Annotated in this window: 10 protein-coding genes; 3 read left to right on the forward strand and 7 right to left on the reverse strand. The window is 69.3% G+C overall.

Annotated features, from left to right (window positions below):
* Positions 1-248 precede the first annotated feature (248 nt).
* The 3 genes from AC3IF1_RS27200 to AC3IF1_RS27210 form a co-directional block, all read right to left on the reverse strand.
* Positions 249-1,409: an HPP family protein gene (locus tag AC3IF1_RS27200; protein WP_489220116.1), complete on the reverse strand. Its 1,161-nt coding sequence runs from the start codon at positions 1,407-1,409 to the stop codon at positions 249-251.
* 81 nt (positions 1,410-1,490) lie between these two features.
* Entirely contained in the window at positions 1,491-2,741 is a 1,251-nt protein-coding gene (gene frc / locus AC3IF1_RS27205) for a formyl-CoA transferase (protein ID WP_489220117.1), read from the reverse strand.
* Between the two features lie 64 nt (positions 2,742-2,805).
* The gene (locus AC3IF1_RS27210) at positions 2,806-3,258 is read right to left on the reverse strand and encodes a PAS domain-containing protein (protein WP_489220118.1); all 453 of its coding nucleotides are present in this window, start codon (positions 3,256-3,258) and stop codon (positions 2,806-2,808) included.
* A gap of 316 nt (positions 3,259-3,574) precedes the next feature.
* On the opposite strand from AC3IF1_RS27210, the gene AC3IF1_RS27215 reads away from it, so the two are divergent.
* Together AC3IF1_RS27215 and AC3IF1_RS27220 are read left to right on the forward strand one after the other, a co-directional pair.
* Complete coding sequence (locus AC3IF1_RS27215) at positions 3,575-4,228, forward strand: ABC transporter ATP-binding protein (protein ID WP_243971377.1); 654 nt, start codon at positions 3,575-3,577, stop codon at positions 4,226-4,228.
* Between the two features lie 137 nt (positions 4,229-4,365).
* Positions 4,366-5,607 (forward strand): KpsE/RkpR family capsule polysaccharide export protein, encoded by a 1,242-nt coding sequence (locus AC3IF1_RS27220; RefSeq protein ID WP_489220119.1) that lies wholly within the window; start codon positions 4,366-4,368, stop codon positions 5,605-5,607.
* A gap of 28 nt (positions 5,608-5,635) precedes the next feature.
* Here AC3IF1_RS27220 and AC3IF1_RS27225 read toward each other — a convergent pair whose 3' ends face one another.
* Entirely contained in the window at positions 5,636-6,226 is a 591-nt protein-coding gene (locus AC3IF1_RS27225; RefSeq protein WP_243971373.1) for a hypothetical protein, read from the reverse strand.
* Positions 6,227-6,472: 246 nt separating this feature from the next.
* On the opposite strand from AC3IF1_RS27225, the gene flhA reads away from it, so the two are divergent.
* Positions 6,473-8,620 carry a flagellar biosynthesis protein FlhA gene (flhA, locus tag AC3IF1_RS27230; protein ID WP_243971371.1) on the forward strand — a complete coding sequence of 716 codons (2,148 nt, stop codon included), beginning with the start codon at positions 6,473-6,475 and terminating at the stop codon, positions 8,618-8,620.
* Positions 8,621-8,888: 268 nt separating this feature from the next.
* On the opposite strand, the gene AC3IF1_RS27235 is transcribed toward flhA, so the two are convergent.
* The 3 genes from AC3IF1_RS27235 to fliI form a co-directional block, all read right to left on the reverse strand.
* The gene (locus AC3IF1_RS27235; RefSeq protein WP_489220120.1) at positions 8,889-9,956 is read right to left on the reverse strand and encodes a lysylphosphatidylglycerol synthase domain-containing protein; all 1,068 of its coding nucleotides are present in this window, start codon (positions 9,954-9,956) and stop codon (positions 8,889-8,891) included.
* A 145-nt stretch (positions 9,957-10,101) separates the two neighbouring features.
* Positions 10,102-10,509: a flagellar export protein FliJ gene (gene fliJ / locus AC3IF1_RS27240; protein ID WP_243971368.1), complete on the reverse strand. Its 408-nt coding sequence runs from the start codon at positions 10,507-10,509 to the stop codon at positions 10,102-10,104.
* 61 nt (positions 10,510-10,570) lie between these two features.
* Entirely contained in the window at positions 10,571-11,923 is a 1,353-nt protein-coding gene (gene fliI, locus AC3IF1_RS27245; protein WP_243971365.1) for a flagellar protein export ATPase FliI, read from the reverse strand.
* Between the last annotated feature and the right edge of the window lie 340 nt (positions 11,924-12,263).

Consider the following 12,263-nt stretch of genomic DNA (forward strand, 5'->3'; position numbering starts at 1 on the left):
AAGGTGGCCTCCGAAAGGGGTCGCCCGTTGCCCCTATCCGGACGCGATCTGTGAACGGCGTAGCCCGGGCGGGAGGGGGTTGGGATCAGGTCTCGTCCCTCACCCGGCTCTCCGCGAGAGCAGACCTCTCCCGCCCGGGGGAGGATGTCAGAGGTCTCCGGAAGAACGGACCACACGCCGACCAGCCCGCCGTAGTGGCGCAGGCGGTATCGTCCGTCCTGGCGGAGCCGCCCGACAGCGCCTGAGCCTCAGGCCGGGGCGGTCCGGGCCGGAGCGCGCGCGGCCCCCGCCTCGGCCAGGAGCGCCGGGATGAGATCCGTCTGCGACACGATCCCGACGAGCCGGCCATCGGCACCGACCACCGGAAGGTGGTGGAGGCCCGCCTCCGAGAGCCGCAGCACGAGTTCGCCGGCGGGCATGTCCGGGCGGACGGGCTCGACCGGGCTCATGATGTCGGCGGCGCAGCCATGGGGCGCCCTGCCCCGCTCCGCGGTGAGGCGCAGCCGCCGCCCCCAGCCGAGGCGCGGTCCCGCCCGGTCCCAGGCCGCCTTGTCGAGGAGGTCGGTCTGGGTGACGATCCCGAGCACCCGGGCGCCCTCGTCGGTGACCGGCAGCGCCTTGATCCGGTGGTGGCGCAGCAGCCGCAGCGCCTCGCCGAGCGGCGCGTCGGGCGCCACCGCGATCACGTCGCGCGACATGATCGCCGCGCAGGTGATCGACCCGGAGCGGCGGCCATAGACCCGCATCTGCACCCGCCGCAGGATCTGCTCCAGATCGCCCCGGTCGACATCGAGCACCTGGTCGAAATCCTCCAGCGCCGCATCGAGGTCGGCGGCCCGGAACCCGACCCGGGCGTCGGAGGGCGGGTCGGCGGTCCGAGGGCCGGCCAGGCGCTGATGCGGGTAGGCGCGTCCGGTCAAGTTGTTGAACAGCAGGGCGGCGATGAGCAGCAGCAGCGAGTTCGCCGCCACGGGCCAGAGCACGAAGCCATAGCCGAGCGCGCGGATCGCCGGGCCGCCGAGCACCGCCGTCAGCGCGACGGCCCCACTCGGGGGATGCAGGCAGCGCAGGGCCATCATCAGGGCGATCGCCACCCCGATGGCGCAGGAGGCCGCGACGAACGGGTCGGGGATCCACGAGGCCGCCGTGACGCCGACCAGGGCCGCCACGACGTTGCCGCCGAGGATCGACCAGGGCTGCGCCAGCGGGCTCGCCGGGACCGCGAACAGCAGCACCGCCGAGGCGCCCATCGGGGCGATCAGGATCGGCAGCGCCTCCGAACCGACCGCGGCCCGGCAGACGAGGCCCGTCGCCAGGATCCCCACCAGGGCGCCCGCGGCGGCGCGCAGGCGCTCGCGCCGGCTGACCGGGCTCAGCTCCGGCAGGAAACGGCTCAGGAACAGGCGCATCGATCCGCGGCTCGCACAGCGACAGGACGGCGCGGGCCGGCGCCGTCCTGTCTCAGGATAGCAGAGGTCGGAGGGTCTCGGTCAGACCGCCCGGGCCTCGTGCATGGCCCGGATCTGGTCCGGCGTGTAGCCGAGGCCCTGCAGCACCTCGTCGGTGTGCTCGCCCAGCAGCGGCGAGGCCTTCACCTCGACGCTCATGTCGGAGAACTTGATCGGGCTTCCGACGGTCAGGTACGAGCCGAGCTTCGGGTGCGGGACCTCGACCACGGTGCCGCTGGCGCGCAGGGACTTGTCCTCGGCGATCTCCTTCATCGACAGCACCGGCGCGCAGGGGATGTCGTAGGTGCGCAGGATGTCGACGGCCTCGAACTTGGTCTTGTCCGCGAGCCATTCCTCGATGGTCTTGAAGATGTCGAAGATCTTGTCCTGCCGGGCGCGGGCGGTGTCGTAGCCGGGATCGGTGATCCACTCCTCACGGCCGAGCACCTTGCAGATCGGCGCCCAGGCATGGCCCTGGATGGTGAAGTAGATGTAGGCGTTCGGGTCGGTCTCCCAGCCCTTGCACTTGAGCACCCAGCCCGGCTGGCCACCGCCGCCCGCGTTGCCGCCCCGCGGCACCACGTCCGAAAATTCGCCGTGGGGGTATTGCGGATATTCCTCGAGGTAGCCGAGCGCGTCGAGGCGCTGCTGGTCGCGCAGCTTGACCCGGCAGAGGTTGATCACCGAATCCTGCATCGATACGGCGACTTTCTGGCCGGTGCCGGACTTGTTCTTGTGGTGGAGCGCCGTGAGGATGCCGATGGCCAGGTGCATGCCGGTGTTGGAATCACCCAGAGCCGCGGCGCTGACGGTGGGCGGCCCGTCCCAGAAGCCGGTGGTCGAGGCGGCGCCGCCGGCGCATTGCGCGACGTTCTCGTAGACCTTCAGATCCTCGTAGTGGTGGCCGTCCGAGAAGCCCTTCACGGAGGCGAGGATCATGCCCGGGTTCAGCGCCTGGATCCGCGCCCAGGAGAAGCCCATCCGGTCGAGCGCGCCAGGGCCGAAATTCTCGACCATGACGTCGGAATCCTTGATCAGCTTCTCCAGAACCTCCTTGCCGGCCTGGGTCTTGGTATCCAGGGTGAGCGAGCGCTTGTTGGAGTTAAGCATCGTGAAGTAGAGGGCATCCGCGTCCTCGACGTGGCGCAGCTGCGTGCGGGTGACGTCGCCGGAGCCGGGGCGCTCGACCTTGATGACGTCGGCCCCGAACCACGCCAGCAACTGCGTGCAGGCGGGCCCCGCCTGGACGTGCGTGAAGTCGATGATCTTGATCCCTTCCAGCGGCTTGCTCATGGGGCGTTCTCCCTGTCGGTGATGGCAGTTTCGGTGATGGCGGCCCCGGGCGGCCCGCCGGGACTCAGGAGGCCCGGTCCGGTCGATCCGATGCGGCTTCGAGTTCGGCCACGCGCTGGCGCAGCTGCTTCTCCGCGGTCCAGCGCTCGGTCTCGTCGCGGATCACCGCGACGATTCCCGTGATCCGGTCGGACGCGTCGCGCACCATCCCCACCGTGAAGGCGATGGAGAGCTGGCTCCCGTCCTTGTGGATCGCCGGCACCCTCAGGGTCTCCGCCCCGTAGCGGGTGATGCCGGTCTGCATCGTCTTCGCGTAGCCGTCCCAGTGACGGCGGCGGTGCCGCTCGGGCGTGATCAGGTCCAGGGTCCGGCCCAGAGCCTCCGCGGCGGCGAAGCCGAAGATCCGCTCGGCCGCCGGGTTCCAGACCGTGATCGCACCCTCCGGGTCGGCCACCACCACGGCGTCCCCGATGGCGGAGCTGAATCGGGCGACGTCGGACGAGGCACCGGCTCGCATGCGGGTCTCCGCGTCGGACATGGACGACCTTTCTCCCCCGGCCTGGAGTTAAAGTTCCAGATCGTCGGCCCAGCACCGCTGATCTGCGTCCGGACCGCTGGTATTTGGTATGCCATATGCCGGAATGCGTCAATGACGTGGCCATGAGCTGCACTTTCATGCTGGCCCGTTCTGTAGCCCGCCTGTTCGGAAAGGGGCCTCGGGGTGGCCGTCCGGGTCGGGCGCGTTCTCATATTTGCCGCTTTCGGCGGGCAGGAGCGCGCCCATCCGACAGCTCGGACCGGCGGTTCGGCGATCCGCCCTGGAGACCACCCCGGTGATCCGATTCGAGAAAGTCAGCAAGGTCTACCGGACGGACGGTCACAAGCGGACCATCCTGGAACACGCGTCGTTCACCCTGAAGCCGGGCGTCTCCTACGGGATCCTCGGCATCAACGGCGCCGGCAAGTCGACCACGATGCGGCTGATCGCCGGGACCGAGGACCCGACCCGGGGCAAGATCCACCGCGGCCTGCGGGTCTCGTGGCCGCTCGGCTTCGCGGGCGGGTTCCACCCGAAGATGACCGGCCGCGACAACGTCATGTTCGTGGCCCGGATCTACGGGGAAGATCCGCGGAAGGTCCTGGAATTCGTCGAGGACTTCTCGGAGCTCGGCAGCTACCTGGACGTGCCGATCTACACCTACTCGTCGGGCATGGGCGCGCGCCTCGCCTTCGGGATGAGCATGGCGATCCCGTTCGACTGCTACCTGATCGACGAGATCACCTCGGTCGGCGACGCCCGGTTCTCCAAGCGCTGCGACGAGGTCTTCTCCCAGCGCCGCAAGCATGCCGACGTCATCATGGTCTCGCACTCCATGGAGGTGATCCGGCAATGGTGCTCGCAGGGCCTCGTGCTGCTCAACGGCCGCGCGATCATCTACGAGGACGTCAACGACGCCATCGAGGTCTATCGGCGCCTGAACGCGTGAGCCGGGACGTGGCGCGGCCGTAAAGACATGCTTTTGCCGTCTCCGCGTGGGACAGGCTTCGGACGCGTGCGCTGCGGCCCGGTCGAGAGCCTCGGCGGGGGTCGACCTTCGAGGCCGGGGAGGCCGGGAATCAAGCCATGAACATGGAGATCCGGAAAGCCGAGGGGCAGCCGGTCACGACTGCGGCCCGCCAGCAGGCGATCACCGAGTCGCTGCGCCAAATCGCCCGCATGTCGCGCTTCGCCGACCGCAAGAAGGGCATCCGGTCCTACCAGAGCCACGTCAAGAACGATCCCTGGGTCCCGGTTCTGTTCGCGCTGTGCTTCGTGCTGCCGGCGCTGGCCGGGGCGGTCTATTACGGATTGATCGCCTCGGACCGGTACGTCACCGAAGCGCGGTTCGCGATCCGGCCGGCCATCGGCACGGCCGACAAGGCGACCCCGGATTCGGTCGGGACCAGTTCGGGTGTGCCGAGCCAGATGGTGGCTCAGGACACGATGATCACCCACGAATACATCCTGAGCCGACCGATGCTGGAGACGCTCGAGGCGCAGCTGCCCCTGCGCGAGTGGTTCGGCAACGAGGGCATCGATTATTTCTCGCGCTTCGACCCGAACAAGCCGATCGAGAAGTTCCTTCGCTACTGGAAGCGGCGCGTCGATATCGAGATCGAGCCCGGATCCGGGATCATGGCGGTCAGCGTCCAGGCGTTCGACCCGGATCAGTCCCTCGCCATCACCAAGGCCGTCATGAAGGAGGCCGAGCGGATGGTGAACGACCTCAGCGTCAAGGCGCGTGAGGATGCGGTGGCCGAGAGCACCCGCGAGCTGAAGCTCGCCGAAGAGCGGATGACCAAGATCCGCGTCGCGATGCGGGACCTGCGCAACCGCGAGGGCGTGCTCGACGCGCAGAAGTCGAACGAAGTCAATCTGAAGATGGTGGCCGAACTGCGCGCGGCCCGCATCAACCTCGCGGTCCAGCTCGCCATCGGCCAGCGCGACCTCGGGCCGGAATCCCGCCGGATCATCGACATCAAGCAGCAGATCAGGGATCTCGACGACAACATCAACCGGATCGAGCGGCAATCCGCCAGCCAGGATCCGGAGCAGAAGCGCCTGCTCTCGGACGCGCTGACGCGGTTCGAGGCGCTTGAGAACGATCGCAAGAACGCCGAGAAATACTATCAGCAGGTGCTGACCGCCTACGAGCGCGCCCGCATCGTCGCATCCCGGCAGATCGAGTTCTTCAGCCCGATCGTGGAGCCGGTCCGGGCCGAATCCTCGACCGAGCCGCGCCGGATGCTGATGATCAGCCTCGTCACCGCGGGCGCCGCGGTCCTGTTCGCGGCGGCGATGTTCGCCCGCAAGATGATGTCCTGACGGTCCGCCCCCGGGAGCGGCGGACGGTTCAGGCCGGGATGTCGGACCGACCGGCCGCCGGACCGACGGTTCCACCGGTCCAGCCCTGCGACCGCCAGCCGTCGGCACGCTCGTCGAGATCGATCGAGCCCGCCTGATCCAGGATGGTCAGCACATGGTCGGCCCGGGAATCCTCGACCCGGACCGTCACCAGGGTGCCGCCCCGTCGCACGCCCTCGGCGTAGGTCTCGGCCTCGCCCTCGCTCAATCCCGCCCCGGTGAGACCGCCGATCAGCCCTCCGGCGGCGGCCCCGACGCCGGCGGCGGTGACGGTCGCCACGAGCCAGCCCGCGGCCACGACCGGGCCGAGGCCGGGGATGGCGAGAAGCCCGAGGCCGGCGAGCAGGCCCGCACCGCCGCCGAGCACGGTCCCGACCGTCGCGCCGGTGCCGGCGGAATCCACTGCCTCGACCGGTTCATGCGCCTTGTCGATCGGCGGCAGCGCGGTGGCGCCGGGCTCGCCCCGGTTCGAGATGATGCTGATGTCGGCGTGGGGGATGCCGGCCGCCTCCATCTGATCCACCGCCCGGGCAGCGGCCTCGTAATCATCGAACAGAGCGGTCAGAGCGCGCGCGGCCATGGAAGTCTCCCGAGTCGACGGGCCGTGGGCCCGGATGCTCGGCGACGGCACCGCCGGTCGGTGCAGCCCGGGATTGGTCCCGCAGTCCCGCGCGGTGCGATCGCCGACCGATCAAGCGGCGGGGCCGCACCGGGTTCCCGTCCTGCGCCGCGACCGCCTTAACGGACCGCTAACCATCCGCCCGGCAGATCTTGCCGGGTCCGTCGCGCGGGATGCATCCGCGGCGGAGGGCGATGGGTGGGATCGATGGCGGAGACGGCGATCGCGCCGGCACGAACGGGCGTCGCAGCGATGCTGGGACAGTTCGCGCTGCCCACCCGCGGCGACATGCAGGCCCTGTCGAAGCGCTCGGACCTCCTGTTCGCCACCGGCGTGCTGGGGATCCTCGCGGTCCTGATCTTCCCGCTGCCGGCCATGCTGCTCGACCTGCTGCTGGCGGTCTCGATCATCACCTCGGTGCTGATCATGATGACCGGCCTGTCGATCGACAACCCGCTGGAATTCACGGTCTTCCCGACCCTGCTGCTCATCGCGACGATGCTGCGGCTGGCCCTCAATCTCGCCTCGACCCGCCTGATCCTCGGTCACGGCCACGAGGGCACGGCGGCGGCGGGCCAGGTGATCGAGGCCTTCGGCCATTTCGTGATGGGCGGCAATTTCGTCATCGGGATCATCGTGTTCGCGATCCTGATCATCGTGAACTTCGTCGTCATCACGAAGGGCTCGGGCCGCATCGCCGAGGTCGCGGCCCGCTTCACCCTCGATGCGATGCCCGGCAAGCAGATGGCCATCGACGCCGATCTGTCGGCGGGGCTGATCGACGAGAAGGCCGCCAAGGCCCGGCGCGCGGCGCTGGAGGAGGAATCGTCCTTCTTCGGCGCCATGGACGGTGCCTCGAAATTCGTCCGCGGCGACGCGATGGCGGCCCTGATGATCACCTTCATCAACGTCGTGGGCGGCATCATCATCGGGGTGGCGCAGCAGGGCCTGAGCTTTGGGGAGGCAGCCAAGAGCTACACGCTGCTGACCATCGGCGACGGCCTGGCCAGCCAAGTCCCGGCCCTGATCGTCTCTACGGCCGCGGGCCTCCTCGTCTCGAAGGCCGGCGTGAAGGGCGCGGCCGACAAGGCGCTCGGCAAGCAGCTCGCGCATTATCCGAAGGCGCTCGGCATGTCGGCGGCCGTGATGCTGCTGATCGCCCTGCTGCCCGGGATGCCGATGCTGCCGTTCCTCCTGCTCGGCGGGGGCGCGGGCTACGCCGCGTGGCGGATCAGCAAGACCGCCAAGGAGGCACCGCCCGTCGACGCGGAGGGCGTCCCGATCGACGCCAAGGCGGTCGCGGCCGCGGCGGCCGCCAAGGAGGAGACGGTCACCGACCTCTTGAAGCTCGACGACCTGAAGCTCGAGATGGGCTACGCCCTCCTCGCCCTGGTCAACGGCGAGGGGCAGGACCGGCTGACCGATCAGATCAAGGCCCTGCGCCGGCAGCTCGCGGCGGAACTGGGCTTCGTGATGCCGTCCGTGCGCATCCTGGACAACGTCCAGCTCGACGCCAACACCTACGTGGTCCGGGTGAAGGAGATCGAGGCCGGCACCGGCCGGATCTTCCCGGGCCAATTCATGGCGATGGACCCGATGGGCGGGCAGGTGCAGCTGCCGGGCCAGCACATGCTGGAGCCGACCTTCGGCCTGCCGGCGACCTGGATCGACGCCTCGCTCCGCGACCAAGCCCAGCTCAAGGGCTACACGGTGGTGGACGCCGCCACGGTGGTCTCGACGCACCTCACGGAGGTGATCAAGGCGCATGTCTCCGAACTCCTCAACCACGTCGAGGTCTCGAAGCTGCTGCGCGAATTGCCCAAGGAGCATGCCGAGCTGCTCAAGGAGATCGTGCCGTCGCAGATCTCCACCACCGGAATCCAGCGGGTGCTGCAGTTCCTGCTGGCCGAGCGCGTCTCGATCCGGGATCTCGGCGCGATCGTCGAGGCGGTCGCGGAGGTGGCGGGCGGCGTGAAGAACCCCCGCGACGTGGTCGAGCACGTTCGCGCCCGGCTCGGCCGCCAGATCTGCGCCCAGTACCAGGATCAGAACGGCACCTTGCCGATCATCACCCTGTCGCCGGCCTGGGAGCAGGCCTTCCTGGACGCGATCGTCGGCGAGCGGGAGGAACGCTACCTCGCGATGCAGCCCTCGAAGCTCAGCGAATTTGTCACGGCGGTGCGCGACCGCTTCGAGACGGCGGCCCGCCAGGGCGAGATGCCGGTCCTGGTCACCTCGGGCCAGACCCGGCCCTTCGTGCGCTCGATCATCGAGCGGTTCCGCCGGGAAACCCCGGTGATGAGCCAGGCCGAGATCCATCCGCGGGCGCGGCTGCGGACGGTGAACTCGATCTGAGTGGACCGCAGGCGGTGGGGCCTTCCCCTGCGCCGGGCAGCGCTGCGCTGCTTCTTCGACGTTCCAGTTCGGGGCGAAGCGGGCCGGACCCGTACCTCTCCTTCCGAGCTGCGGGCTACCGGAGCCACAGATCGGGTTTGGGATCATTGCCCGGTCGAAAGGTGTTGCGGTTCAGAACCGATTTGCACCCTCCCCCTCCGCGGGGGGAGAGACGCGGAGCCCGCCCGTCCTCGTCGTCCACGACGGTGGACGCGCCCGGCCGCCGGTCTCACACCGCCTTCTGCTTGAGCTCCCGCTCCAGCTCGTGTGCGTCGAGGCCGGGGATGGTGACGGGCGGCTCCGGCACCGGGGTCGCCTTCGGTCCCTGCGCGGCGGTGCCGATGGCCGCGGCCAGCCGCGAGCGCTCGAAGGCGATCACCACGATCACCGAGATCAGGGCCGGGATCCAGAAATAGAAGATCCGGAAGATGATCACCGCCGCGATGATCGCATCCTTCTGGGCCTCGTCGGTGATGTGCATCGCGGTGATGAACACGATCTCGAACACGCCGAGGCCGCCCGGGGCATGCGAGGCCAGGGCCACCGAGAACGAAGCCAGGAAGATCGCGAGCACCGGGATGAAGCCGGGATTCATCGCGTCCGGCAGGGCGAAGTAGATGATGCCCGCCGCGCCGAGCAGCTCCAGCGGCGCGGCCAGGAGCTGCCGGGCCATGATGCCCGGGCGGGGATATTCGAGCTTGAACGCGCGGATATGCAGGGGCCGCAGGCGCAGGATCGAGCCGATCACGTACAGCCCGACGAAGCCCAGCATGCCGATGCCGACGATCAGCGCGGCCTTGGGATCGGTCAGGAAGCCCGGCAGCTTGCCTTCGAGCCGCGATAGCAGGTTCGGGTCGACCACCAGGGTGAAGCCGCCGAGCAGGACCGTGCCGAGGAAGAACGTGAAGGAGCACAGGGCGACCAGGACGGCGACCTGCGCCGCCGTCAGCCCCTTGGCCGTGTAGGCCCGGTAGCGCACCAGGGCGCCGGAGAAGACCGAGGCGCCGATATTGTGCGAGAGCGCGTAGGTCGTGAAGGAACAGAGCGAGACGAACTGCCACGAGATGTGGCGCACCCCCAGATGCAGCAGCGCGATCCGGTCGTACCAGGCCAGGGCCGCGTAGGCGACCAGGGTCGAGAACGCCGCCAGCAGGATCCGGTGCGGCGGGATCGCGAGGATCGCGGCCCAGATCGCCGCGAGGGATGTAGTCTTCAATTCCTGGTAGAGGAAGTAACCTGACACGACGACGGCGGCGAGGCCGATGACCGGCCAGATGAACTCGCTGATCTTCTTCATGAACACCGACGCCCCGGGGAGTGCCCCTGATGCGCCGTCATGCGACGCCCTGCAAGCGGCGTGACGCCACCGTGGAACCCCCTTGTCAGGGGATCATGACGGTTTCGTGCCGCGCGCACGGTCAAGCCCGCCGCCGCGACACGCCTCAGCCCCGGGCGCGGTTCAGCCCGATCCCATCCATCGCGGCCTGATCGCGGACCGATTCGGCCACCCGCTCGGCGGTGCGCTCGCGATCGTTGAGGATCTCGACCTTCTTCAGTTCCTCGAAGGCCTCGCCGAGCTCGGCCTTGGCCTCGGCGAGCTGGCCCTCCAGCGCCTGGGCGGACTGGCGCATGTTGTCCCGGCGGGTGGCCGCCGCGCGGGCATAGGTCGGGTAGGCGAAATGACCGACATCGGTGATGCCGGCGCGTGCCTCCTCCACGGAGACCTCGCGGTCGAGCTCCACCGCCATCCGCTGGAAGTCGGCCATCATCATCTCGATCTGGGTCACGCGACGGCGCTTCTCGTCGACCTGGAAGCGGCGCAAGCGGATCAGCGTGTCACGCGATTTCATCTGGACGCTCACTCCACGCAACGCTCAAGGCCCCGCCCGGGATCGCGCCCGGCCCGTGCCCCTAGGCCCCGCCGACGATCTGGCCGAGCCGTGCGTAACCATCGCCGATGGACGTTGCTTCTTCCTTACTTTGCCCCAGAAAAGCCTCAAGGTGCGGCATGAGCGCAACGGCCTCGTCGACCTCCTGCGAGGAGCCGGCGCGGTAGGCGCCCAGGCGGATCAGCTCCTCCATGTCGGCATAGGTGGACAGCACCCGGCGGGCCCGGCGGACCACCGGCAGATAGGCCGGATCGCAGGAGCGCGGCATGGTCCGCGAGACCGAGCGCAGCACGTTGATCGCCGGGTAGCGCCCGCGCTCGGCGATGGCCCGCTCCATGACGATGTGGCCGTCGAGGATGCCGCGGACGGCGTCGGCCACGGGCTCATTGTGATCGTCGCCCTCGACCAGGACGGTGAACAGCGCCGAGATCGTCCCCTGCCCGACCCCGGGCCCGGCCCGTTCGAGCAGGCGCGGCAGTTCCGAGAAGACCGTCGGGGTGTAGCCCTTGGCGGTGGGCGGCTCCCCCGCCGCGAGGCCGATGTCGCGCTGGGCCATGGCGAAGCGTGTGATCGAGTCGATCATGCACAGGACCTTGGCGCCCTGATCGCGGAAATACTCGGCGATCGAGAGGGTCGCGTAGGCGGCGTTGCGGCGCATGAGCGCCGGCTCGTCGGAGGTGGCCACCACCACGACCGAGCGGGCCAGCCCGGCGGCGCCGAGATCGTCCTGGAGAAACTCCTGGACCTCGCGGCCGCGCTCGCCGACGAGGCCGATCACCGCCACGTCGGCGGCGGTGTAGCGGGCGAGCATCGACAGCAGCACCGACTTTCCGACGCCGGAGCCCGCGAAGATGCCCATCCGCTGACCGGCGCACATGGTCAGGAAGGTGTTGATGCACCGGACGCCGAGATCCAGCGGCGGCCCGACCCGGCTGCGGGCGTGCGCGGGGGGCGGATCGGCCCGCAGGGCGTAGACGTCCGGCCCCTGCGGGAGGGGCCCGATCCCGTCCACCGGCCGCCCCAGGGCGTCGACCACCCGGCCCAGCCAGCCGCCGGAGGGGCGGATCGCGCCGGCCGATTCATCGCGCACATAGGCCGGGCAGCCGCGGCGGACGCCCTCCAGGGATCCGAACGGCATGGCGAGCGCCCGGTCGCCCTGGAAGCCGATGATCTCGCAGGGCACCAGCCCGTGGCCGTTCGCCCCCTCCACGTCGATCCGGCCGCCGAGCCGCATGGCGGCGACCGGTCCGGCGACCTCCACGAGGAGGCCGCGGATCGCCACGACCCGGCCGAAGGTCTCCAGCACCTCGACACGGTCCAGGGCCGCCCGCGCCGCCGCCAGCGAAGAGACGGATCTTGCCGAATCCTGTGTCATGAGCCGCGCTCTCAACGCTTCGTTTACCGGCCTCCTTAACACTGCGCTGGACGGGCACGTAGCGGCTCGATCCGGCGGTGTTCGACGGCCAAGCTCGACGAAAAGTCGGGCCCCTGTGTCCGGTGAACCACAGGTCTGAGCGAAGCGTTGCGTGAGAAGTACTTACACCGCCAGGGCGGATGCCCTGGCCGCGAACGGGGTGGAATCACGGCCGTGAACGGGACCGGGGGAGCAACATTCCTTCGGTCAAACGCGCGGATCCGGGAACGAGCCGCTTGCGGGTGGGAATCAGGTTTTGTTAACGATTAATCCATAGCGTTCCACGTCAAGAGCGACGGAG

The organism is Methylobacterium sp. E-012 (assembly GCF_057836545.1).

Excerpts from the sequence above, each read along its gene's own strand:
- AC3IF1_RS27200 (WP_489220116.1), bottom strand. The coding sequence starts at position 1,409 with ATGCGCCTGTTCCTGAGCCGTTTCCTGCCGGAGCTGAGCCCGGTCAGC.
- frc (WP_489220117.1), bottom strand. The coding sequence starts at position 2,741 with ATGAGCAAGCCGCTGGAAGGGATCAAGATCATCGACTTCACGCACGTC.
- AC3IF1_RS27210 (WP_489220118.1), bottom strand. The coding sequence starts at position 3,258 with ATGCGAGCCGGTGCCTCGTCCGACGTCGCCCGATTCAGCTCCGCCATC.
- AC3IF1_RS27220 (WP_489220119.1), top strand. The coding sequence starts at position 4,366 with ATGAACATGGAGATCCGGAAAGCCGAGGGGCAGCCGGTCACGACTGCG.
- AC3IF1_RS27225 (WP_243971373.1), bottom strand. The coding sequence starts at position 6,226 with ATGGCCGCGCGCGCTCTGACCGCTCTGTTCGATGATTACGAGGCCGCT.
- flhA (WP_243971371.1), top strand. The coding sequence starts at position 6,473 with ATGGCGGAGACGGCGATCGCGCCGGCACGAACGGGCGTCGCAGCGATG.
- AC3IF1_RS27235 (WP_489220120.1), bottom strand. The coding sequence starts at position 9,956 with ATGAAGAAGATCAGCGAGTTCATCTGGCCGGTCATCGGCCTCGCCGCC.
- fliJ (WP_243971368.1), bottom strand. The coding sequence starts at position 10,509 with ATGAAATCGCGTGACACGCTGATCCGCTTGCGCCGCTTCCAGGTCGAC.
- fliI (WP_243971365.1), bottom strand. The coding sequence starts at position 11,923 with ATGACACAGGATTCGGCAAGATCCGTCTCTTCGCTGGCGGCGGCGCGG.